Here is a 22,940-nt window from a genome sequence, read left to right on the forward strand (position 1 = left end):
CTTAAACTGTAAATAGCACTTCTCTAATTCGATTAAGTATATGTTCTGAAACGATAGGAGACACGCTATTTCCTATCTGTCTAAAGCTATGCCATTTGGTTTTGTGAAACTGAAACCAGTCCGGGAATCCTTGTAATCTTGCTGCTTCCCTTGGAGTAATCACTCTGTTCTCAGTCGGATGTATAGGCCTTACAGCTTGATACGACCCCTTGTCTTTTGCCGTACCTGCTCGAAGTGTTGGACAAAAACCATTTTGTCTTAATCTAGGAGCTTTAGAAACTTTATCAGTTTGACCTTCCTTTACACGTTCAAACCGTTTTATAACTTCTTTTGTGTGTTTTGTTCCCGTCATTCCAGATATTTCCGAATTAATAAGAAAACGTTCAATGGAGTCTGTATCTCCTATCCCTTCTGGTATGTGGCTAGAAATTAATTCACTGTAGGAGTTCTGTACCTTCTCAGTATAACTCCAATGGCCTTCATTAAAACTAACTTCCTTTGACAATCCCAATAGTGCATCCTTGACAAAAAAAGGTTTTTCCGACTTAAGGTTGAAATCAAATTTACTGACAAGAGATTTATAATTGTTTCTAATACCGATAAAAAAAACACGAGTGCGAGTGGTCGGAGCGCCTACATCTTTTGCACTAATCGTCACTGGTTGTAAAATTGTATAGTCGTTCTTAAGTAGCAAAAATGCTTGTTCCCTAATTTTATCATACTTGGAATCAAGTATGCCAAGAACATTTTCTGCTACAAAAAAGTCTGGTTGTAATTCGCTGACTAATCGGAAATAATGTATAAATAAAGAGTTCCGTGGATCGTCAACGTCTCTTCTTCCCATTGAACTGAATCCCTGGCATGGAGGACCGCCAATTATTCCAACTGGATCCCCAAGGTTTAATTTTAACTCACGCTTAAGATCTTCTCCTGTGATTCCAGAGACATCGCATTCTAAATGAACACTCTTAGGGAAGTTAATCTCATGAGTCTTAATGGCTATCGGATCAAGTTCCACTGCGCCCGCTAAAGAAAACCCCGCTTTAGCAGCCCCAAGGCTCATTCCCCCGACGCCAGCGAATAAATCAATTACTTTCAATGACAATTCCACCTTAACTTTTTCTTTTATCGTAGCACTAGCATCAAAGTTTGTCGATCGTCAAATTCTTTAGACAGTAAGGAGAGGAGTAATTATGAGCGATCACGTTTCTAAAGAAAAAAGGTCGGAAATAATGCGCTCTGTAAAATCCACTCATACTAAGCTTGAGGATCGTATCACAAAAGATTTGTGGCAGTATGGACTGCGATTTAGAAAAAACACCAAAAGTTTACCGGGAAAGCCCGACATCTCATTAAAGAAGAAAAAGAAAGTTGTTTTTATCGATTCATGCTTTTGGCATGGTTGTCCCGATCATTTCAGATTACCCAAAACGAACAAAGAGTTCTGGGAAACCAAAATTAAAAGAAATATTAAGCGAGACAAAGAAATATCAAGCCTGTATTTATCTAAGAATTGGGAGATACTCCGAGTTTGGGAACATGATATCAAATTCAATTATCCTGATGTCCTCGAGAAAATCATTAACTTTCTCAGATAATGATTTCATCAAATCAATGATCAGGGAATTATGAACTTCAATTAATTTTTACAAATAGTCTATGCATCCAGTCAATAACACTACCTCTTTGGTAATGCTTACTTTTTCGAATGAAGAGGCGCCTCTAACATCATATCGTCATTCTTAAATTGAGATGTTAACCTTAAGCGTCTATCTCCAAAGGCAGATTCCTGCGCTTTTTATAATGATGAAAAGAATTCAATCTCATTGACTGGATGCGTAAAACCTGCAAATCACCTACTTTTCTCTTGCATCACCTGCCTATGCCTCCCCCTCACCTACTCATTGTGAAAAACCGAGGAGAACAGGAATTGATCCCGCTTCTCGCTCGGCTCGTAAGATGACTATTTAGGCTTTAAGATAACTTTGTGTGATGTTTACACCACGACACTATAGCCAAGCTCTTGCCTACTCCACCGTCACGCTCTTCGCCAAATTCCTCGGTTTATCCACATCATGCTCCAGCGCCAGCGACGCGTAGTAGGAGATCAGCTGCAGAGGCACGACCGACAGGGCCGGCGACAGGAGCGGCAGCGTCTTCGGAATGACGAATAGCTCGTCGACCGATTTACCCGCCTCTTCCTCGAAGCCTTCGTTGGCCACGCCGAGCACGTGAGCGCCGCGAGCCTTCACTTCTTTAATGTTGCTAAGCGTCTTCTCGTACAGCTCCTCTTGTGTAACAAGAGCGATTACAGGGATGCTTTCCTCGATCAGCGCGAGCGTCCCGTGCTTCAGTTCGCCAGCCGCGTAAGCTTCGGAATGGATATACGAAATTTCCTTCAGCTTCAGCGAGCCTTCCTGCGCGACGGCGTAGTCGATGCCGCGGCCGATGAAGAACAGATGCTTATGATGCGAGATCGACTCCGCGACCTTCTTGAGCACGTCGGACTTCGCCAGAATGCTCTCCACCTGGTCCGGCAGCTGGTGCATGGCGGCGATCACTTCCGCGACGGCGGAAGCATTCTGCGTGCCAAGCGTGCTGGCGAGATGCAGTCCGAACAGGTAGAACGCGATCAGCTGCGACGTGTAAGCTTTGGTCGAGGCGACGGCGATTTCAAGGCCGGCCCACGTAATGAGCACGAAGTCCGCTTCGCGCGCGACCGAGCTGCCGACAACGTTCGTGATGGCCAATACTTTCGCGCCGTTACGCTGCGCTTCGCGAAGCGCAGCGAGCGTGTCGGCCGTCTCGCCCGACTGGCTCACGACGATGACGAGCGTATCCGGCGTAATGATCGGCGAACGGTAACGGTACTCGGACGCGACGTCCGTCTCTACCGGGATGCGGGCGAGCGTCTCGATGACCGTCTTGCCGACAAGACCGGCATGGAATGCCGTACCGCAAGCGACGATCTGCACTTTGCGGATCGACTTGATATAATCGGACGACATGCCGAGCTCTTTCAGATCCACAGACTTGCCGTCTTCCGACACACGGCTCATCATCGTGTCGCGATAGGCCTTCGGCTGTTCATGGATCTCCTTCAGCATGAAGTGATCAAATCCGGCTTTCTCCGCCGTCACGAGATCCCAATCGACATGAAATATTTCCTTGGAAATAGTTTCGCCTTCTGTCGTCATCACTTCGACAGCATCGCGTGTCAATACGGCCATTTCGCCGTCGTTCAGGATGTAAACGTCGCGCGTATGCTCCAGGATCGCCGGAATATCCGAGCCGATAAAGTTCTCGCCGTCGCCGATACCGATAACGAGCGGGCTAGCGTAACGCACCGCGACGAGACGATCCGGCTCGTGCTCCGTCAACACGCCAAGCGCGAACGCCCCGCGCATGCGCTTCACGGCGCGCTGCACCGCTTCGACGATGTTGCCGTTGTACTCGTCGGCCACAAGATGCGAGATAACCTCCGTATCCGTCTCCGATACGAACAAGTGGCCTCTTGCAATCAACTCTTCTTTCAAGTTCAAATAATTTTCGACAATGCCGTTATGCACAACGGAAAACTTCGCGGAATTGTCGGTATGCGGATGCGAATTGAGGTCGGACGGCTTGCCGTGCGTCGCCCAGCGGGTATGCCCGATGCCGACGGTGCCTTCAAGCGGCTCCTCGCTCAGCAGTCCTTCCAAATTCGCCAACCGTCCCTTGGATTTCGTAATTTCCAGCCCGTTCTTCGTGAAGACCGCAATACCGGCGGAGTCGTAACCCCGGTACTCCAGCTTCTTCAACCCTTCGAGCAAAATGTTCTGCGAACCGCGATTGCCAATATATCCTACTATTCCACACATAATTCAATAAGCCTCCGATAAGGTAGATTTCCCGTCCAGACCGGATGCCAAGCCATGTGCGGCAGGGCCAATATGAAGTTGTCACACCATAATCCGATTGATGCGGAAAAAGGTAACCCTTCTGCCCGACCCCACCTCGCAGGCGGCATCTTGGACATACGGGAGCAATGATCAATTAATGAATCCAATCATCGGCAGCCCGCCGCACGTTTGTAGGACCGGTCGCCCGGTCTTTTTGCGTTACGGCTTTCGGTTGGCTTGCCATCTACCGGAAGGTCCCCGCCGAATGCTTCGAACACCTTCACCTCGTCAGCTTCCCGTATGAATGTCCGATTCTTCACATGTTGCCACGTTCGGAACCAAATCATTCATCACGCAAGCTCTGGCGCTTAACTTGCTTAAATAACCTCTATCCTCGCTCTCCTTCTTGAATCATACTTTCTATCATATTCATTTTCACTGGGCAGTGCAACCTGTTGCTCAAAAATACATGTTCGCCCACCCCATATTCGACATAAAAAGCCTGTCGGCTCCACGAACCGACAGGCTTTCGACATAAAATGAAAAATCGTTAACCTAGTTCTTTTTTCACGACATCGGCGATTTGCGCGACGTAAGCCTCAACCTGCTCCTTGTCCGGACCTTCCGCCATGACGCGGATAAGCGATTCCGTTCCCGATGGACGAACGAGCACGCGGCCGTTGTCGCCGAGCTCCGCCTCAATCTGCTTCACCGCCGCTTCGATCGCCTGATTGCCTTGGTACAGGCTCTTGTCCGCCACGCGGACATTGACGAGCTTCTGCGGGTATTTACGCATGAGCCCCTTGAGCTCGCTCAGCTTCTTGCCCGAAGCCGCCAGCGTGTCAACGAGCTGCAACGCGGTCAGAATGCCGTCTCCCGTCGTAATATGATCGAGGAAAATAACGTGCCCGGACTGCTCGCCGCCCAGATTATAGCCGCCGCGGCGCATTTCCTCCATGACGTAACGGTCGCCGACCGCGGTTTGCGCCGTTTTCAGGCCGATTTGCTGCGCGCCCTTGAAGAAACCGATATTCGCCATGACCGTCGTAACGATCGTGTCATGCTTCAGCTTGCCTGCCCGCTTCATCGCGTCGCCGATGATGCATAGGATAAAGTCCCCGTCGACTTCCTCGCCGTTCTCGTCGATGGCGATCAGCCGGTCCGCGTCCCCGTCGAACGACAGCCCGAGATCCGCGCCATGCCTCACGACCTGCTCGCGCAAATATTCGGGATGCGTCGAACCGACGCCCGCGTTGATGTTCAGACCGTCCGGCTCCGCTCCTACCGTTATAATGTCCGCTCCCAACTCGCGGAATACGGCGGGCGCCAGCTCGTAAGCGGCGCCGTTCGCGCAGTCGAGCACGATTTTGAGGCCGCTGAAGCCGCCGTTGATCGTCGTTTTCAAATAATCGAGGTAGCGCCGCTTCGCGCCCTCGTCGCTCGTCACGGCGCCGATGTCGCCGCCTTCCGGACGAGGCAGCTCATCCTTCTCGGCATCGATCAGCTTCTCGATCTCGAGCTCCGTCTCGTCGGACAATTTGAAGCCGTCGCCCGCGAAATATTTAATGCCGTTATCTTCCACCGGATTGTGCGACGCCGAAATCATGACGCCCGCATCCGCGTTAAGCTCGCGCGTCAAATACGCGACAGCCGGCGTCGATACGACGCCCAGCCGAACGACGCTCGCGCCGATCGACAACAAACCGGCGATAAGCGCCGATTCCAGCATCGGCCCGGAGATGCGCGTATCGAGGCCGATGACGACCTTCGGCTTGCTAGCCGTTCTCGTTAATACATAGCCGCCGCAGCGGCCGATTTTATAAGCAAGCTCCGGCGTGAGCTCCCGATTGGCCACTCCGCGCACGCCGTCTGTTCCGAAATATTTCCCCATATTGAAATAGCTCCTTTGTCGATTGCTGCGTATTTTTTCTATTAGACCCGCTTCATCATTTAAGTATTCGTATTCGATCCGGTGTCGCTTGGTTCTTCATTCCCGGCGCCTCCCTCGCCGGGAACCGGCGTCTCCTCCGGCACGTCCGAAGGCGTGCCCGTCACCGGCTCCGAATCCTCGTCCTGTCCGGAATCCGCCGCGGCATCGTCGACGATCTCCATCGATACACTAAGCGTTCCGGCGTCTCCGATGACGATCTGCACGTAAGCCGGGACGTCTACCTGCAGCGGCACGTCGTATACGCCCGGCTTCAGCCCGTCGACATTCACGATAATTCGGATGTCCGCCGCCGTCAGCTTCGAAATAACGGATTCCGCGCCGCTAACCGTGAGGCTGAATTTCCCGTCCGCGGGGACGAGGAACTTTGCCGTCTGACCGTCCGCTTCGCCTTCGACCGTGACCGGAATGGCCGTCATCGTCCGCGTCACGACCGGAGCAACGACGACTTCCACGTCGATCTCCGCCGGCTCGATGATTTTAACGCCATCAATGAGCTGCGTCTTCACTTGAAAGGTTCCCGATTCCTCCACCTTGGACAGATCCAGGACGGCGCCGTCGTAGACCTGCACGCCTTCGAGCGATTTCGTATCCCCGTACACGGTCACTTCGGCGATCGAAGGCTTCACCGATACGAGACTGAGTCCGTCCGGCAAGGTTCCCGTATATCGGACGTGAAGCGGCACCGATTTGAACGGCGGCGTCACCCTCGCTTCGACATGCACCGTCTCCGGCGATACGACCGCGTTCGTCATCTCCACGCCTTCGGTATCGTAGACGACGACCTTCGCTCTCTTATTCGAGACGGTCTTATCCTCGCCGTCCACGTTAATCTCCGTCGATACAAGGCCGACGCGGCTCATATCGTCCTTCGGCAGCGTCACTTGAACCTCGCCCGTAGGCTCGACCAGCGTCGGCGTTCCCGCAACGAAGCCGTCCGCCGGCTTGCCGGTGACGTCGATCTGAAGCTCGAACGGCTTCGTCAATATTTCCTCAAGCTGTACCGTCACCGTCCGCGGCGACATCTCCACCAGCTCGATTCCTTTCGGCATATCCAAGGTCAGAGGCAGTTCCTGTATGCCCGGCTTCGCGTCCTTCAGGTCTACCGTTACCGGATAGTCCTCGATCGACGCCGCGGCGAGCAGATCCGATATCCGGCCCTGCACGACGATCCGCACCACCGTCGGCTCCATCGCCGTCAAAGCGTACTTCTCCGCGTCATAGCCTTGCGGGATAATTTTGGCCGCTTCTATAATTTTCGTATCGATGCTTGTCGTCATAACCGTCTGGGGCGTCGATTCGGGGTCGATGTGGACGACCGCCCACAGCAATAAGCCGAGAATGACCGAAATAATTTTGAGCGCAGTCGGATGACTCAGCCATTTATCCATCACGGCCTCCTTTCCGCTTAAAGAACGACACCAACGATAGCCGTTCCTTTTGTTGCCCGTTTGTCTTCACCTTCGGCGTCAGTTCGTCATACAGCTTCGAGATCAGCGATTCCTCGTTAATGTCCCGCACGATCATGCCGCCGAGCGAGAGCGACACTTGCCCGGTCTCCTCCGACACCGTTACGGATACGGCGTCCGTCACTTCGCTTACGCCGATCGCCGCGCGATGGCGGGTTCCGAGCTCCTTGCTGATAAAAGGATTTTCCGACAGCGGCAAGTAGCAGCCCGCAGCCATAATTTGATTGCCCCGGATGATGACCGCGCCGTCATGCAGCGGCGTATTCGGGGTGAAAATGTTGATGAGCAGCTCCGACGTGATTTTCGATTCCATCTGTATGCCCGATTCGACCAATTCGCTGAGCCCGGTGCTGCGCTCGAAGACGATCAGCGCTCCGATCTTCCGCTCCGACATGAACCGCACCGCCTTGATGACGCCGTCGACCTGCTCGCTGACGATATCCCGCTCCAACGAGTACGAGCGCGCGAACAGCTTGCCGCGGCCGAGCTGCTCCAGCACCCTCCTCAGCTCCGGCTGGAAGATGATCAGCACCGTTACGATCCCGAAGGTGAAGATTTGATTCATGAGCCATTTCAGCGTATACAGATTGAACCAGGTGCTCAGCCCCCATACGCCGACCAGCACGAAGATCCCTTTGAGCAACTGCACGGCCCGCGTGCCTCGCACGAGCAGAATCATTTTATAAATAATAAAGCTTACGATGGCTACGTCGATAATGTCCTTCACATAATCATGCCAGGTTAAATCCGTGAAATAACTCATTTGCCAACCCCCAACAACCCGTATGCCAATTATCTATTATCGGATTTCAACTTTATTATTTTCTAGATGAGCGCCTCGAAACCCTTTTTTCATAAAAAAATAAAAAAAAACGCCTCCCCGTCCGAGGGAGGCCGCTTGCCTTAACGGGCAGTGCCGCCGAAAGTCTCCGTTACTTTGTACCAGAACCAGTCCAGCGCCTGGTCGATCGTCCGGCTCTGGCCGGCAATATAGCCCGTGGAAGCCAGGTTCAGCTTGCCGTCGATAACGGTTACGTTGCCGGCCACTTCGCCCTTCACGTCGGCCGTGCCGTTCTCGACCGTCAGGTTGCCCGTCAAATGAGCCCCTTCCGGCACGATGACCGTATTGCCCTCTATAATAACCTGCTGAAGATCCTCGCCGGCTACGACCAGCTTGTTATCCTCTTCCCACATGGTAAAGAAGCTCCCCAGCATAACGAGAGCGAACACGGCGGCCGCGGTAACGCCCGGGTACCGGTAAATAAACCGCACGAATCGGTTCCGTTCCTTGCTCTTCTGCTTCGGCAGCTGCTGCATGATTCTCTGCGTCAGCTGCTCCGATGCCTTCTTGTCATACTCCGCGGTAGGCTTAATCGCTTCTAAAGTGTGGAACGCCGCGGCGTCCGTCTTCTGGAGCTGTTCAAACCGACTGCGACAAGCCGGACATGAGGCCAAATGCGTCTTCAATGCAGCGATGTCTTCTCGCGGCAGCTCGCCGTCCAAATAGTCATGGATCCATACGATGGCGACGTTGCAATTCATGGCAGCCAGTCCTTTCTTTCCTTTGCTCGCGCAATAGTTCTAATCTCGCTATTAGGATACGTTGAACGCGAGAGGGATGTTTCACTTTTTTTGAGGATAGTTTTTCCATCTACAGCTTGTGCTCCAGCTTCTTGCGCAGAAACTCCCGCCCCCGGTGCACGCGGGTCTTGATCGTCGTCACCGGCATGTCCAGCACCTCGCCGATCTCCTGCAGCGACAAGTCCTGCATGTACCGCAGCGTCATGACCGTCTTGTACTTCGGAGGCAGCGACGCGATCGCCGCATGAATGATGCGCTGCGTATCCGATAGCAGCACCTCCGACTCCGGCGTCCGGTTATCGCTCGGAATCATCGAATAGCCGTCCAGTCCCTCGTGGTCGCTCGACTCCGCGTCAAGCGAATAGGTCGGCTTCCGCTTGCGCAGCCGGTCAATGCACAGGTTGGTCGCGATCCGGTAGATCCATGTCGAAAACTTTAACGTCTCGTCATAGCGATCCAGGTTTTTGTATACGCGAAGAAACGTATCCTGCACGACGTCCTCCGCTTCCTGCCGGTTGTTCAGCATTCGGTATGCCATATGAAAAAGCTTGTCCTGGTACAAGTCGACAAGCTCCGCAAACGCCCGCTGATCGCCCTTGAGCGCCAGCTTCGCAAGGCGCGGTTCCAATACATTCACCTTGACTCCTCCAAACCTTCCTTTCGTTTCACAGACCGCCATGAAACGTTCTCTGCAATGGCGATTTCGGCGAGGTCCGATCGCAATTGACCCGTTTTAATCATAATATGTAACCGCCGTCGCGAGGCCGAATCTCTTAACCCTAAAACATTCTAAAAAAAATCGTAATCCACCTGAACCGAAAAAGCAAGACCATTGCGAAACAAGCTTCCGATAGCTGTAAGGCCGAATTATCGAAGCGGCCCTCCCATTTCGCGAAAAACAAACCATTCTGCCAATTATATACGTTTGGCGCGAGCGGGGCAATCGACTCCGGGCCAGTCCGCCCTTGGACGAAAGGCTAGCCCCATAAAAAACACGACCCGGCCGCCTTCCGGCTTCCGGATCGTATGTCCCGCTTCGCTTACAGCGTATTCGTCTTCAGCTGTTCCAGCACCTTCGCAATCGTCGTCGTCGGAATCGCGAAGCCGATTCCCTGCGCTTCGGCATTGACCGCCGTGTTGATGCCGATGACTTCGCCCTCCTCGTTCAGCAGCGGTCCGCCCGAGTTGCCCGGGTTGATCGACGCGTCCGTCTGGAGCAGATGCTCGTACTGATGCTCGCCCTGTTCATCGGCGATCGTGATCGGACGCTCCTTCGCGCTTAGCACGCCCATCGTCAGCGTCTGGTCGAAGCCGTACGGGTTGCCGATCGCGATGACCCAATCGCCGATTTGCGTCTCGTCCGAGCTGCCGAGCTCAAGCGACGGGAATGCCTTGCCGTCCGGACTTTCCACCTTCAGCACCGCAAGATCCAGCTCGTAGCTCGAGCCCATGACGGCAGCGGTAAGCGGCTCGTCATACCCTTGAACCGTCACCTTCACTTCCTTCGCATCCGCAATGACATGCTCATTCGTCAGAATGTAGCCGTCGCTCTCGAAGAAAAATCCCGTCCCCGAACCGGTCAGCGCAAGCTCCGCGCTTTCCTGCTGCTCCTCTTGCTGCGGCGATTGTCCGCCTCTGCCGTATTCGCCTCCGAAAAACTGGCGGAACGCCGGATCGTCGAACATCGATTCCGAACGGGCGGGCTCCGCGTACGTCTCGATCTTCACGACGGCCGGGCTGGCCGCTTCATAGATCGTTGCGATATCGTCGCTCGTGCCAAGCGAAGCCGTCGTCAGCCCCGCGTCCTCGGTCTGGGCGCCGCTCGCGATGCTCGTGCCGGCGTCCTCGTTCGCCGCCGCGCCGCCGCTGAAGAGGTTGTTTTTGTCCGCCATGTAGGAGAAGCCTCCGATAACGACGGCCCCGATCAGGAACGAAGCAAGCATCGTACGGGCCGAATTGCCGCTCAGCTTCGGGCGTCTGCCGCCGCCCATCGACGGCTTCATCATGTCCATGTGCATGCCGAGCTCCTTTTCGTACGACGCTCTCATATCGTTCGTCGTTTTGCCGGATTCATAGATGTACGTTGTCGAACCGTTCGTCGAAGCATTTCCCGTATTAGCAGCGTTATTGGCGTTATGGTGATTGTCGTTCATGCCGATCATCCTCTCATGTCTCGTGTCTTCCGTCTATGTCTCTATCATGAAGGATGTTCCTTAAACGAAACTTAAGCGGATTTAAAAGGAACATAAGAAAATAGGCAAATCGCAGCTATCCGCGGTCTTTCGTCGAACGGCAAAAAGACCAGCCGCGGCGTTAATCGCCATGGCTGGCCTTCGATCGGACGGTTGCTGCCCGTTAGCCCGTATTCCTGAGGCCTGCTGCAATTCCGTTGATCGTGAGCAGCACCTCGCGGAGCAGCTCGGGATCGTCCTCGTCCTTGTCGCGCAGCGCGCGAAGCTCGCTTAAGAGCTGCACTTGCATGTAGCTGAGCGGATCGACGTACGGATTGCGCAGACGGATCGATTCCTGGATTACCGGCACGTTATCCAAAATTTCCGTTTGACCCGTAATGCTCAAAATATATTCGCCCGTCAGCTTGTATTCCTGCTCGATTTGCTGGAAGATGCGGTCGCGGATCGTCTTGTCCTTGATCATGTCCGCGTATTCCTTCGCGATCAGCAGGTCGGCTTTCGCCAGCGCCATCTGCAGGTTGTCGATCAGCGAACGGAAGAACGGGAATTGCTCATACATCGTGCGGAGCTTCTCCAGCTTGCCCGCGTCGTCGCCCGCGTACTGCTTGAACGCCGTTCCCGCCGCGTACCATGCCGGAAGCAGGTAACGGCTCTGCGTCCACGCGAATACCCATGGGATGGCGCGCAGGTCTTCGAACCGATCGCTGTTCTTCCGCTTCGACGGACGGGAGCCGATGTTCAGCTCGCCGACTTCCGGCAGCGGCGTCGACTCCTTGAAATACGTCAAGAAGTCCGGGTCGCGGAAAATAAGGTCCTGATACTTCTCGAGCGCCGTCTCCGAGATCGAGCGCGCGATGTCGTCCCACTCCGCCTCGGCCTGCGGCGCCTGCTCCGGATATTTCGCCAGACGGGCGGCCGTTATCAGAGCCCAAGTCGCTTGCTCAAGGCTGCGATACGCGATTCCTTGCATCGAATAGCGCGAGGAGAGCACCTCACCCTGCTCGGTAATTTTGATGCCGCCTCCGATCGTGTGAGGAGGCTGCGCGAGAATGCTGCGGTTCAGCGGCATGCCGCCGCGTCCGAGCGCCCCGCCGCGCCCGTGGAAGAACTTCAGCTTCACGTCGTACGCCTTGCCCGCGGCCGTAATTTCGTTCAGCGCCACGCGCAGCTCCCAGTTCGCCGTTACGACCCCGCCGTCCTTATTGCTGTCGGAATAGCCGAGCATAATTTCGTGCAGGTTGCCTCTCGCTTCGACCGCTTGCCGGTAAATCGGCAGGTCGAACAGCTCCTTCATGATCGCCGGCGCCGCATGCAGGTCGTCGATCGTCTCGAACAGCGGCACCGACTGCAGCGTGCAGCGGACCGTGCCGTCCGCTTCCTTGCGGAACAAGCCGACTTCCTTCGCGAACACCATAACCTCGAGCATGTCGCTCGCAGCCTGCGTCATGCTGATGAGATAGCTCGTGATGCAGTTGACGCCGAACTCCTGCTGCGCCTTATAGATCGTATGGTAGACGTCCAAGCATTCGCGCGTCGATTCCGAATAATCCAGATGCCCCGACGTAAGTGGGCGAGGATCGTTCAGCAGACGGTGAAGCAGGTCCGTTTTCTCCTCTTCGGAGAGCGACGCGTAATCCGCGGCGATGTTCATTTTGGCCAAAATCTCGGCCATCGCGTTCTCGTGCTCCTGGCTGTGCTGACGAACGTCGAGCGTCATCAGATGGAAGCCGAACAGCTCCACCTGGCGCACAAGCTTCGCCAGAGCGGTATTCGCCACGTAATCCGCGTAGTGGTGGCGCAGGCTCCGGTCGATGACCAGCAAATCCTCGCGCAGCTCGTTCGGATGGTTGTAGCGCATCGGAGAGCCTTTGAGCGACTCGTTGCGCGTATTGGCGAGCTTCTCCAGCATGAAGCCCAGCTTGATGCGGTACGGCTCCTTCGCGTTTCGCCACGGGTCCACGCATTTCAGCTCGACATGCTCGCGGTCCGAACGGATCGATTCCTTCAGCTCCTCGGTCACCTCGACCAGGTTCGTGCTGAAGCTGAGAAGGCCCATCAGCTCGCCGAGACTTTCCTCGTACTTGCGGATCGCCAGCTGGCGATGGAGCGTAAGCGTCTCCCAAGTCACCTTCGCTTTGACGGACGGGTTGCCGTCGCGGTCTCCGCCGATCCACGAGCCGAAGCGCAGGTAGTCCGGCACATGCCATTGCTCATCCGGATAATATTTGCTTAGGCAGCGCTCGAGCTCCTCGTATACGCTTGGCAGCACGTCGAACAGCGTTTCATCGAAATAATAGAGGCCGTTGCGCACTTCGTCGATGACGGTCGGCTTGCGGTCCCGCAGCTCGTCCGTCTGCCACAGAATAAGCACTTCGTTCATCAGCTTATCGCGCAGCTTCTCCCGCTCGCGGTAAGTCAACGTCGGGTTGTCCAGCTCCATCACGTCGCTTGCGATCCGCTTATGGATATCAAGCACGGCGCGTCTGGTCGCCTCGGTCGGATGCGCCGTCATGACGAGCTCCAGCGAAATGCCGCCCATAATGTCCCGCACGTCCTCGACGCCGATGCCGCGTTCCTTCAAATCCTGAACCGCGCTTTCGATCGACCCGCGCTGCACCGTTTCTCCGGCGGATACTTCATAGTCGCGTTTCCTTCTAATCCGGTGATTTTGCTCGGCAATGTTGACAAGCTGAAAATAAATCGCGAACGCCCTGATGACTTGGTGTCTGATTTCCGGGCTTAGGGACGACACGGTTTCTTTGAATTGCTCAAATAGCTCCGGTACGAATTCCGCGCGAAGCGCTTTGCTTTGCTCGCGGATTCCCTCAACGATGTCAAGAAGCTCGCGCCCGCCTTGATGAACGAGCACTTCGCCGAGAATGTTGCCCAGAAAGCGCACGTCTCGTCGCAGCAGGTTGTTCGCTTGCGGCCGGTTAGTCGTCAAAGTAGATGCTGGTTGATCCGACATACTGTTCCTCCTTAAAGTTTTGCGTACGCAAAAACTGTCTTCGTAAGCGTAAGCTTAGTTTGCGAATGCAAACATTCTTCGTAAGCATGGATTTCGTTTGCGAAAGCTTACGTCGTAAGCGCTCACGTACTTTCTTAACGTTTTTTGACTTCTACCATCATACTACAAAATGCTACAGGGTTGAAGCCCCGAGCGAAATCTGGCAAAATGGACCTCCCCTTTTTCCGGAACGCCAACCGTTCATTTCTCTAATAAGGAAAGCGGATCGGAGAAATACTTTTACGGATGAGACAGGAGGTGACCGACAACCATGAGCACGAAGTCCAAAGCCGATAAAACCAACCCCAAGCATGCTCCGTCGCGATCCAGCAGCCCGAGCGATCAAGGAAGAACCGGCGTACAAAAAAAATCGAAGTAGCGATGACATCACGAAAGGCTTCCCGAAAGGGGCGCCTTATTTTATTGTTCAAAGCGACCCTTTAACAAAACTCAATGCATTGAGTTAACGGCGAAAGGTAAACATAAGCGGAAAATGGTTTCGAACGGAGGGTTATCGTTGGATACGACAATGACAAGTGGATCTGTGCAGTTCACCATTGGCGAAAATGACACAAACGACAAACTAACGTCGGCGGAACAAGCGAAATTGTGGGCGGCTTATATTGGCAATAGCATGTGCAGATGCGTCTTGCATTATATGCTGAATCATGTTGAAGATCAGGATATCAAGAAAGTCCTCGAGAACGGTCTTAACATAACCGAACAATTAGTGAAGACCATCCAAGGGATATATACCCAAGAGGAATACCCCATTCCAATAGGATTTTCGGAAGAGGATGTCAATGTTGCCGCGCCAAGGTTGTTCATTGACGAGTTCTATCTTCATTACTTGAAATATGTAGGGAAAGCGGGAGTAAGTTTATATGCGATTGCCGTTCCGTTGGTTACCAGGCCGGATATTCGGGCACTATTTACGCAATGTCTCGATTTTACGGCTAAATTTTTGAATGAGGTGAACGAAGCCATAATAAACAAAGGATTTATGTCAAGGCCTTCCTTCATCGCTTATCCCGACAAGGTGGAATTCATCAAGAAACAAAATTATCTAAACGGTTTCTTCGGAGAAGTAAGACCGCTTCAAGCATTGGAGATTACGCATCTTTACGATAACATCGAAAATAACGCGACGAGCAAAGCGGTTTTAATCGGCTTCAGCCAAGTCGCCAAATCGGAACAGGTTAGAAGCTATTTTGTTAGAGGGAAGGAAATAGCCGCCAAGCATTACGATATTTTCAGTAATATGCTTGCAAAAGAACAATTATCGTCCCCCCCGATTTTTGATCCTATGGTCACAACCTCAACCGTTGCTCCGTTTTCAGATAAATTAATGATGTTCCATAAGCTGGACATGTTTGCCATGAGAATAAGAGGATACGGGAATGCTTTGTCGATGTGCGCCAGACATGACTTTGCAGAGAAGCTGGCGCGTCTTTCCATTGAAGTCGGAAATTTCGTCGAAGATGGAGCCAATATTATGATCGATCACGGATGGTTGGAACAGCCGCCTCAAGCCGTGGACCGCGAAGAATTGGTAACCAAATGATGGGGTTGATTCTGGCTTCGCCATGCCCCAGCGGATCCTCCGACTGCCGGCTAGCAGGATAACTCGCGCTTTGAGCGAAGGAATTCTCTCCCATCCAGCTCCATAACGCAAAAAAAGAACCTTATCAGGTTCTTGTCGTTTCGTTATGGAGCGGGTGATGGGAATACTCAACTTTCCGGGCCCAACGCCATTGACCGGCTTCTTCCCTTCGGAAAGTTGACGCTCGGCCTTGCCGGCTTTGCTTCGCATCAGCCTTAACAGCCGGTCGAACCCACGCTTCCTAGCGTGAGGGATTTCTCTCCCACCTGACTCCATAACGCAAAAAAAGAACCTTATCCGGTTCTTGTCGTTTCGTTATGGAGCGGGTGATGGGAATACTCAACTTTCCGGGCCCAACGCCATTGACCGGCTTCTTCCCTTCGGAAAGTTGACGCTCGGCCTTGCCGGCTTGCTTCGCATCAGCCTTAACGGCCGGTCGAACCCACGCTTCCTAGCGTGAGGGATTTCTCTCCCATCCAGCTCCATAACACAAAAAAGAACCTTATCAGGTTCTTGTCATTTCGTTATGGAGCGGGTGATGGGAATACTCAACTTTTCGGGGCCGAACGCCATTGACCGGCTTCTTCCCTTCGGAAAAGTTGACGCTCGGCCTTGCCGGCTTTGCTTCGCATCAGCCTTAACAGCCGGTCGAACCCACGCTTCCTAGCGTGAGGGATTTCTCTCCCATCCAGCTCCATAACGCAAAAAAAGAACCTTATCAGGTTCTTGTCGTTTCGTTATGGAGCGGGTGATGGGAATCGAACCCACGCTATTAGCTTGGAAGGCTAAAGTTCTACCATTGAACTACACCCGCGTATGAAGTTGAAAAAATGGTCGGGACGACACGATTTGAACATGCGACCCCCTGGTCCCAAACCAGGTGCTCTACCAAGCTGAGCTACGTCCCGAGAAGTAAATAAGCAACATCAATTGAAGTAAAAATGGCGTGCCCTAAGAGATTCGAACTCCTGACCTTTTGATTCGTAGTCAAACGCTCTATCCAGCTGAGCTAAGGGCACACATTATGGAGCGGAAGACGGGAATCGAACCCGCGACCCTCGCCTTGGCAAGGCGATGCTCTACCGCTGAGCCACTTCCGCATATCATTTTCGCCTGCAGCTCGTGATGCTTGTTGTTGCGGCGACAAGTAATAATATATCACCTCTGAAATTAAAATGCAACTGTTTTTCGAAAAAAACATGAAAAAAAACCGAAATTCCGAAAATATTTTACTACGCCTGGACTTTTCAATTCTGCTACCGCCGCTATTAGCGGCAAAGAGCCGCATCCCGACTAAGGACGCGGCTGATTTAAGTAAATGACGCTATGCCCCGGCTGCTGCCAGACTGCCCTCCTGCTTATGTCCGATCATGGTCACTTTGTCGGCGGCCGGCTGTCCGGCAAGCGCGAACGGGAGGCAGAGCGGGACGCCCGTGCGGGGATCCGCGACGATATCCGCCTCGATATTAAACACCTCGCGCATAATTTCCGGCGTAATGACCTCGATTGGCGAGCCTTCGCCTACGACGGAGCCTTTCTTGATCGCGATCATATGATGCGCGTAACGTGCGGCATGGTTCAAATCGTGAACGACCATGACGACCGTACGGTTGTTCACCTCGTTCAGCTTCTGGAGCAAATGGAGCACTTCCAGCTGATGAGCCATATCCAGGAACGTCGTCGGTTCGTCCAGGAACAAAATATCCGTCTCCTGCGCCAGCGCCATCGCGATCCATGCGCGCTGCCGTTGTCCGCCCGACAGCTGATCCACGGGGCGGTCGGCGAATTCCATCATGCCGGTCGCTTCGATTGCCCACTGCACGATTTGCCGGTCGTCCTTGCTCATGGAGCCGAAGCCCTTCTGGTATGGGAACCTTCCGTACGATACAAGCTCCGACACGGTCAGCCCGTCCGGCGCGGTCGGATTTTGCGGCAGGATCGCCAGCTGCTTCGCCACGTCCTTCGTCGATTGCTTATGAATGGATTTACCGTCCAACAGCACGCTGCCCCCGGCGGGATTCATGATGCGGGCCATCGTCTTCAGAATGGTCGATTTGCCGGAGCCATTCGATCCCACAAGCGCCGTTATCTTTCCTTGCGGAATGGCAATGTTCAAATTTTGGACAATCAGACGGTCATCATAAGCAATGTCAAGACTCGAAGTCGTAAGGCGAATCATTGGACATGCACGCTCCTTCCGCTGCTCGCAGGCAGACACCAAACTGGATAATTAATCTATTCTATTTCAATTCGTTCCCAAAAAAATGATAACGATTATCATTGACTACTTAATGATAATGTTTCTCACAAGTATTGTCAATGGCTAGTTGCTGCAAATTGCAGACGAATGCAGGACGGCAGCCGCCGGCAACCGGATCGCGCGCACAAAAAGCCGTCCCGCCCGCATACGAACACGCTGCGGACAGGCGGCTATCGTCTTTTGTCCCGTTAATCTTACGGCACGCTAATGGCTTCCCCTATTAAACGATCCGTCACACGCTCTCCGTTCTTTGATTCCAATCGACTCTGTAGTCGTACATCCACGAATGCGTCTTGCTCTTCGCCGACTTCAGGAAGAGAGGGAGCATCCTATCCCGGAAAAACACCTGCACCGGGTTCGTTGCATGCTTCCGCTGGCCGATGCTTCTCGCGTACTGCACGATCTTCTCCACTCTCTCCTTCCTCAGCTCCTGAAACCGCTCGAACGCCTTCGGTGAATACGGGATGTCCCTTAAGCATTTCGCCAGCACGACCGCATCCTCAAGAGCGAGCGAAGCTCCCTGGCCTGCGCTTGGCGAGGTCGCGTGAACCGCGTCGCCGATGAGCACGACCGATCCTTTGTGCCAAAGCGGCTGCTTCGGGATATCGTAAATCGGAAATACGCCGATTCCTCCCTTTGTCGCCTGAACGATTCGCGGCACGGGGTCCGCGTCGATCTCGTGCAAATGATTGATCCTGCTCCGCCATTCGGCTTGCGGAATGAGCATCAGCTCCCTGCGGGTAGGCAAACCGCCCATGTTCATATTTCCGAACCAGTACGTTTCCGTATCGTTCTCCACATAGCCGAAAAAAGCTCTTTTGCCGAAGACGAGCGTTTGAAGCTCCGACTTGCCCGTTATCGTTTTGGCCGGGGAAAATCCCCCGTAGCTTATCAATCCCGTATAGGAAGGCTTAGGCGCATCGGGGAGGATGAGCGAACGGACCTTCGAATGAATGCCGTCGCAGCCGACGAGAAGCTTCCCCGTTTCCGAAGAGCCGTCTTCGAAGAAGGCTGTGACGGAATGGCCCGACTTGTTCTCGATATCCTTCAGCCGCTTGCCGTACAATATCGAGATGCCTTGTCGTTCGGCTTCGTCCCGAAGCACTTTATGAAGATATCCCCTCTTCAACGTGTAGCCTTGCACCGGTCCGTTCGCATCGCCCAACTCGCCAAGCATCCGCCCTTTGCCGTTCAACATGCGCATCCCTCTCATCGGAATGCCTTCCTGCGCAACCGCGCGGTCGATGCCAAGCTCCTTCAGGACGTTTAGGCCGTTGCTGGCCAAATTCAGGAACAATCCCTCGAATTCGTCCCATTGCCTATCCGCTTCGAAGATGACGGGGACGAACCCCGCTCTTTTCAAAAACAGCGCCAAGGCGGGCCCGGCTATCCCGCAGCCGATGACGAGGACCCTTTTATCGTTATCCCGCTCACTCATTGCTTTTCCCTCCCATTGTTTTCGATATTCCATGTATTATAGTTTATTTAAACTATATTATTTAGACCAAACGATGTCAACTACAAATTTATCGCATTCGTGATTCGGTTGACGCCGGGAAAACAAGCCTATATAGTTTATGTAGACTATTACATGAACCGAAAAAGGGGTTGCGGATCATGCCAAAACAAAAATTAACGAACCCGCTGGCGTTAGCCATCCTATCCCTGCTGCAAGAGAGGCCGATGCATCCTTACGAAGCAGGAGCCACCATGAAGCAGCGCGGCATGAACGACGTCATCAAATTAAATACAGGATCCCTCTACGCGATCATCGAGACGTTATTGAAAAAAGGGCTCATCCAGCCTGTCGGAACCGAGCGGGAAGGCAAGCATCCGGAACGAACGATCTACGAGCCTACGCCTGCCGGCACGGCCGTCTTATTCGACTGGATTCGTTCCCTCGTTCGAACGCCTGCCAAGGAATACCCCCAATTCGCCGCGGGCCTCGCCTTCCTCGGTCATCTATCCCCGGAGGAGGCCGTGGTTTTGCTTGAGGAAAGGTGCGGCAAGCTGTCCGAATTAACGGCCAAAATGCGTACCGAGCTTCGGCAGAACGCCGAGCACGGGCTTGACCGGCTATTCGTCGTCGAGCAGGAATACGCGCTTGCGCTGAACGAGGCGGAGCTGCGGTGGGTGGACGCCTTGATCGGGGATATCCGGGGCGAGGTGCTCACGAAACGGATGAACGATAAGCTCGTTTGGGCCATCACCTATCAAGAACAGTAATAACCCAGCGCAATTAATTTTTATATTTGAAAAAAGACATGCAGCCGGTACCCAGTTACCGAACGCATGTCTTTTTCCTTTATTGTTGATATAGCCGGGCTAGGTCCGCCAAATGCGCTTTCATCGCATCGACCAGCTTCTTCGGTTCGACGATGACCGCATCCTTCCCGTAACCGAGCGCTCTTCGCAAAGCCGCTTCCTCCGAATAAAAACGGGCTATGACTTTAATGGTCCCGTCCTCCAAAGCCGTAATCTGCTCCGGCTCGAATTCATCCCTTACTTTCGTTTTCATCGATTGGTTGAAATGAAGCGTTGCCTCGATCCGCGGCTCGTGCTCCTGCGGCCATTTGACCGGCGAATCCTCCAGCACCAGCGGACGGCGAGAGAATCCTTCCTGCAGACGCTCAAGCCGGTTGATCCGCGACAACCGAAACACCCTCACATCCAGCCGCGTGAGACAATACCCCCATACGTACCAAGCATTGCCTTTCAAATAGATCCCCATCGGCTCGATCCGCCTGCCCGTTTCCTGACCGTAATAATCCATGTAGTCGAAAGCGACAAGCCTGCTTTCCTTAATGGACCCGTGCAGAAGGCGAATTTTTTCCTTGTCCGCCGGCTTTGAAAGCCACTGCAAGTCCATGTTCAGCGTGCCGCCCTCTTCTGCCTTCCCCGCCGGTATCAAGGAGCCGATCCGATCCAACAAGCCGGCGATGTCCTGATCGTTCGAGACAGATTGCATGCCGCGCAGGGCATTATATATCGACGAGAAATCGTCCAGCGAGAGACTCTGCCGCTCCAACCGGTAGCCCTCCATAATTTCGTAGCCCCCGTCGAGCCCCGCGAACGATGCGATCGGGATGCCCGCGGCATTGATCGCCTCCATGTCCCGGTAGACCGTACGAAGCGATACCTCGAACCGTTCGGCCAGCTCCGCCGCTCCGATTCTTTTTTTGTTAAGCAGCGCCATCGTAATCGCCAACAGTCGATCCAGCTTCATGAGCTTTACCTCCAAACTTGTTCCTCATGAACAGTATACCACTTTCTGCTGACAGCCTGCTGTCAGCGGCTATCGTTTATTCTGTCCTTGTTAGATCAATCTGCCTTAAAAAAAGGAGAATCATGAACCATGACAACCGTGCTGTTTATTAAAGCCAATGACCGTCCTTCGGAGCAAGCGGTCAGCGTCCGCATGTATGAAACGTTTCTTCAAGCCTACAAAGAGAAAAACCCGAACGATGCGATCGTCGAGCTGGATTTGTTCCGTATGGATCTTCCCTATCACGGGAACGCCGCTTTAAGCGCAGCTTACAAGCTTGGCGAAGGGTACGAGCTCACAATCGAGGAACGCGCATGGATTGATCGCATCAAGCGGCATCAAGCCCAGTTCATCGAAGCGGACAAAATCGTAATCGCTTTTCCGCTTTGGAACATGACCGTGCCGGCCCCGCTGATCACTTATGTATCGTACTTGACCGAAGCCGGCGTAACGTTTTCTTTCACGGAGCACGGTCCGGTAGGGCTTATCGGGGATAAAAAAGCAGCGCTTCTCAACGCGCGCGGCGGCGACTATTCCGGCGGAACGGCAGCCGCCTCCGAAATGTGCCTAATCTTTATGAAAAACACGTTAGCCTTCTGGGGGATCGCCGAGCCGCTTACGGTCGTTATCGAAGGCCATCAGCAGTACCGGGACCGCTCGGCAACGATCATCGAAACCGGCCTTGCCGAAACCGCTCGCTTGGCGGCTGCCTTCTAAGGCGGCCTCCGGCCTCTTTTAAAAATAAACAACAAAAAACCCTTGTTCGCCAAGGGTTTTCTCATGTTATGGTGCGCGTAGAGGGACTTGAACCCCCACGGTCTCCCGCTAGATCCTAAGTCTAGTGCGTCTGCCAATTCCGCCATACGCGCTTGGGTGATGCGTGACATTCTGTTATATGGTGCGCGTAGAGGGACTTGAACCCCCACGGTCTCCCGCCAGATCCTAAGTCTGGTGCGTCTGCCAATTCCGCCATACGCGCACGAATATAAAAAAAAATGGTGAGTCATGTAGGACTCGAACCTACGACACCCTGATTAAAAGTCAGGTGCTCTACCAACTGAGCTAATGACTCATAATAAAAAATGGCTGGGGATCTAGGATTCGAACCTAGGCATGACGGAGTCAAAGTCCGTTGCCTTACCGCTTGGCTAATCCCCAACAGCGATATGGTGGAGGATGACGGGATCGAACCGCCGACCCTCTGCTTGTAAGGCAGATGCTCTCCCAGCTGAGCTAATCCTCCGAATCATGGTGACCCGTAGGGGATTCGAACCCCTGTTACCTCCGTGAAAGGGAGGTGTCTTAACCCCTTGACCAACGGGCCGAAAAAAGATGTTGCTTGGCTTTGCGATTGAAAGAAAATGGAGCTCTCAACCGGGATCGAACCGGTGACCTCATCCTTACCATGGATGCACTCTACCTACTGAGCTATGAGAGCGTAAATGGCTCCCCGAACAGGACTCGAACCTGTGACAACTCGATTAACAGTCGAGTGCTCTACCAACTGAGCTATCAGGGAACGGCTTCACCTGCATAAGAGGTACGGTTGAAAACCAAGGCATTGCGCCCTGAAAACTGGATACGAAAGATAATCTGTAGAGCCTTTAGTTTGTATTTTGGCCCCCCGCAAAGTATTCGGAATCTGCTCCGAAGCCTAAGCTTCACTTTGTGGGGTACATAAGCATATGCTTACGATGCCAGATTTTCCTGTCGGAAAACTTGTAGGATAAGCCC

General features: G+C 53.4%; 16 protein-coding genes and 12 tRNA genes. 4 read left to right on the top strand and 24 right to left on the bottom strand.

What is annotated here, in order from left to right; genetic code table 11:
• Window position 1: 1 nt before the first annotated feature.
• Window positions 2–1,099, bottom strand: a complete 1,098-nt coding sequence (locus IDH41_RS24335; protein WP_190865768.1) for a DNA cytosine methyltransferase — start codon at window positions 1,097–1,099, stop codon at window positions 2–4.
• A 94-nt stretch (window positions 1,100–1,193) separates the two neighbouring features.
• Here IDH41_RS24335 and IDH41_RS24340 point away from each other — a divergent pair, with 94 nt between their 5' ends.
• The gene (locus IDH41_RS24340; RefSeq protein ID WP_190865770.1) at window positions 1,194–1,598 is read left to right on the top strand and encodes a very short patch repair endonuclease; all 405 of its coding nucleotides are present in this window, start codon (window positions 1,194–1,196) and stop codon (window positions 1,596–1,598) included.
• Window positions 1,599–2,027: 429 nt separating this feature from the next.
• Here the strand turns inward: IDH41_RS24340 and glmS are convergent, their stop codons facing one another.
• The 8 genes from glmS to ppc form a co-directional block, all read right to left on the bottom strand.
• Window positions 2,028–3,860, bottom strand: coding sequence for a glutamine--fructose-6-phosphate transaminase (isomerizing) (gene glmS / locus IDH41_RS24345; protein WP_190865772.1), 1,833 nt, complete (start codon window positions 3,858–3,860; stop codon window positions 2,028–2,030).
• A 571-nt stretch (window positions 3,861–4,431) separates the two neighbouring features.
• On the bottom strand, window positions 4,432–5,772 hold the full coding sequence (gene glmM / locus IDH41_RS24350; RefSeq protein WP_190865774.1) for a phosphoglucosamine mutase: 1,341 nt from the start codon (window positions 5,770–5,772) through the stop codon (window positions 4,432–4,434).
• A 59-nt stretch (window positions 5,773–5,831) separates the two neighbouring features.
• Window positions 5,832–7,220, bottom strand: a complete 1,389-nt coding sequence (locus IDH41_RS24355; RefSeq protein WP_190865776.1) for a CdaR family protein — start codon at window positions 7,218–7,220, stop codon at window positions 5,832–5,834.
• Entirely contained in the window at window positions 7,213–8,061 is an 849-nt protein-coding gene (gene cdaA / locus IDH41_RS24360; protein WP_190865778.1) for a diadenylate cyclase CdaA, read from the bottom strand. The genes IDH41_RS24355 and cdaA overlap by 8 nt, the downstream gene beginning before the upstream one ends.
• Before the next feature lie 140 nt (window positions 8,062–8,201).
• Window positions 8,202–8,840, bottom strand: coding sequence for a zf-HC2 domain-containing protein (locus IDH41_RS24365; RefSeq protein ID WP_190865780.1), 639 nt, complete (start codon window positions 8,838–8,840; stop codon window positions 8,202–8,204).
• Between the two features lie 109 nt (window positions 8,841–8,949).
• Window positions 8,950–9,516: an RNA polymerase sigma factor SigW gene (sigW, locus tag IDH41_RS24370; protein WP_190865782.1), complete on the bottom strand. Its 567-nt coding sequence runs from the start codon at window positions 9,514–9,516 to the stop codon at window positions 8,950–8,952.
• A 403-nt stretch (window positions 9,517–9,919) separates the two neighbouring features.
• The gene (locus IDH41_RS24375) at window positions 9,920–11,032 is read right to left on the bottom strand and encodes a S1C family serine protease (protein WP_223830030.1); all 1,113 of its coding nucleotides are present in this window, start codon (window positions 11,030–11,032) and stop codon (window positions 9,920–9,922) included.
• Window positions 11,033–11,234: 202 nt separating this feature from the next.
• Window positions 11,235–14,039, bottom strand: a complete 2,805-nt coding sequence (gene ppc, locus IDH41_RS24380) for a phosphoenolpyruvate carboxylase (RefSeq protein ID WP_190865785.1) — start codon at window positions 14,037–14,039, stop codon at window positions 11,235–11,237.
• Window positions 14,040–14,595: 556 nt separating this feature from the next.
• Here ppc and IDH41_RS24385 point away from each other — a divergent pair.
• Window positions 14,596–15,642 carry a DUF3231 family protein gene (locus tag IDH41_RS24385; RefSeq protein WP_223830031.1) on the top strand — a complete coding sequence of 349 codons (1,047 nt, stop codon included), beginning with the start codon at window positions 14,596–14,598 and terminating at the stop codon, window positions 15,640–15,642.
• Between the two features lie 779 nt (window positions 15,643–16,421).
• Here the strand turns inward: IDH41_RS24385 and IDH41_RS24390 are convergent.
• From IDH41_RS24390 to IDH41_RS24415, 6 genes are all read right to left on the bottom strand, one after another.
• Window positions 16,422–16,495 (bottom strand) — tRNA-Gly (locus tag IDH41_RS24390).
• 17 nt (window positions 16,496–16,512) lie between these two features.
• Window positions 16,513–16,589: transfer RNA gene (locus IDH41_RS24395), tRNA-Pro, on the bottom strand.
• Window positions 16,590–16,623: 34 nt separating this feature from the next.
• Window positions 16,624–16,700, bottom strand: a tRNA-Arg gene (locus IDH41_RS24400).
• Between the two features lie 6 nt (window positions 16,701–16,706).
• Window positions 16,707–16,781 (bottom strand) — tRNA-Gly (locus IDH41_RS24405).
• Window positions 16,782–17,005: 224 nt separating this feature from the next.
• Entirely contained in the window at window positions 17,006–17,860 is an 855-nt protein-coding gene (locus tag IDH41_RS24410) for an ABC transporter ATP-binding protein (RefSeq protein ID WP_190865787.1), read from the bottom strand.
• 313 nt (window positions 17,861–18,173) lie between these two features.
• The gene (locus tag IDH41_RS24415; RefSeq protein WP_190865789.1) at window positions 18,174–19,379 is read right to left on the bottom strand and encodes an FAD-dependent oxidoreductase; all 1,206 of its coding nucleotides are present in this window, start codon (window positions 19,377–19,379) and stop codon (window positions 18,174–18,176) included.
• Between the two features lie 179 nt (window positions 19,380–19,558).
• On the opposite strand from IDH41_RS24415, the gene IDH41_RS24420 reads away from it, so the two are divergent.
• Window positions 19,559–20,167 carry a PadR family transcriptional regulator gene (locus IDH41_RS24420; protein WP_190865791.1) on the top strand — a complete coding sequence of 203 codons (609 nt, stop codon included), beginning with the start codon at window positions 19,559–19,561 and terminating at the stop codon, window positions 20,165–20,167.
• A 79-nt stretch (window positions 20,168–20,246) separates the two neighbouring features.
• On the opposite strand, the gene IDH41_RS24425 is transcribed toward IDH41_RS24420, so the two are convergent.
• A complete protein-coding gene (locus tag IDH41_RS24425) occupies window positions 20,247–21,167 on the bottom strand; it encodes a helix-turn-helix transcriptional regulator (protein WP_190865793.1) in 921 nt (306 codons plus the stop codon).
• A 129-nt stretch (window positions 21,168–21,296) separates the two neighbouring features.
• Here IDH41_RS24425 and IDH41_RS24430 point away from each other — a divergent pair, with 129 nt between their 5' ends.
• Complete coding sequence (locus tag IDH41_RS24430) at window positions 21,297–21,923, top strand: FMN-dependent NADH-azoreductase (RefSeq protein ID WP_190865795.1); 627 nt, start codon at window positions 21,297–21,299, stop codon at window positions 21,921–21,923.
• Between the two features lie 69 nt (window positions 21,924–21,992).
• On the opposite strand, the gene IDH41_RS24435 is transcribed toward IDH41_RS24430, so the two are convergent.
• The 8 genes from IDH41_RS24435 to IDH41_RS24470 form a co-directional block, all read right to left on the bottom strand.
• A tRNA-Leu gene (locus IDH41_RS24435) sits at window positions 21,993–22,075 on the bottom strand.
• 27 nt (window positions 22,076–22,102) lie between these two features.
• Window positions 22,103–22,185 (bottom strand) — tRNA-Leu (locus tag IDH41_RS24440).
• A 17-nt stretch (window positions 22,186–22,202) separates the two neighbouring features.
• Window positions 22,203–22,278 (bottom strand) — tRNA-Lys (locus IDH41_RS24445).
• A gap of 11 nt (window positions 22,279–22,289) precedes the next feature.
• A tRNA-Gln gene (locus IDH41_RS24450) sits at window positions 22,290–22,364 on the bottom strand.
• A 9-nt stretch (window positions 22,365–22,373) separates the two neighbouring features.
• Window positions 22,374–22,449 (bottom strand) — tRNA-Val (locus IDH41_RS24455).
• A 6-nt stretch (window positions 22,450–22,455) separates the two neighbouring features.
• Window positions 22,456–22,530, bottom strand: a tRNA-Glu gene (locus tag IDH41_RS24460).
• Window positions 22,531–22,568: 38 nt separating this feature from the next.
• Window positions 22,569–22,644: transfer RNA gene (locus tag IDH41_RS24465), tRNA-Thr, on the bottom strand.
• 5 nt (window positions 22,645–22,649) lie between these two features.
• Window positions 22,650–22,725, bottom strand: a tRNA-Asn gene (locus tag IDH41_RS24470).
• Window positions 22,726–22,940 lie beyond the last annotated feature (215 nt).

The sequence above is a fragment of the Paenibacillus arenilitoris genome, from assembly GCF_014705655.1.
GTDB classification, from domain to species: domain Bacteria; phylum Bacillota; class Bacilli; order Paenibacillales; family Paenibacillaceae; genus Pristimantibacillus; species Pristimantibacillus arenilitoris.